The sequence below is a fragment of the Vibrio sp. Y176 genome (assembly GCF_033438945.1).
The window spans coordinates 1-562 of sequence record NZ_JAWOQS010000950.1; the positions used below are offsets into that span (position 1 = coordinate 1).

The 562-nt window shown below is 47.5% G+C and carries 1 protein-coding gene; it reads right to left on the reverse strand.

Going from position 1 to position 562, the window contains the following annotated elements:
- On the reverse strand, positions 1-562 hold a 562-nt coding region (locus R7O13_RS29585; protein ID WP_318305554.1), incomplete at both ends, for an ABC transporter ATP-binding protein.

The following is a 562-nucleotide window of genomic DNA, read 5'->3' on the forward strand; positions in this document are numbered from 1 at the left end:
TTACCGCAACGTCATCACACACTTCAGCGACTACGCCTAAATCATGGGTAATGAAGATCATTGCCATGCCTGTTTCTTCTTGAAGTTCATTCATTAATTCAAGGATAGACGCCTGTACTGTTACATCCAGTGCCGTCGTTGGCTCATCACAAATCAAAATATCTGGTTTACATGCGAGTGCCATTGCGATCATCACGCGCTGGCGCATACAACCAGATAGGTTGTGCGGGTATTCGTTGAGGCGCTTTTCTGGCATTGGAATTTTCACTTTAGCCAGCATTTCTACCGCGTAGGATTCGCGCTCTTTTTTACCTAACTCAGGACGGTGTAATTCCAACACTTCGCACAGTTGGCGGCCAATGGTATGCACTGGATTCAACGCCGTCATTGGGTCTTGGAAAATGATCGAAATGCGGTCGCCGCGCATGGCGTACATTTCTTCCGCTGGTAGCGACACCAGATTGGTACCTCGATAGTTAATCTCACCATTGACAATATTTCCGTAAGGCTTTGGCAACAGTCCCATGATAGACATGGAGGTCACGCTCTTACCACTGCCAGA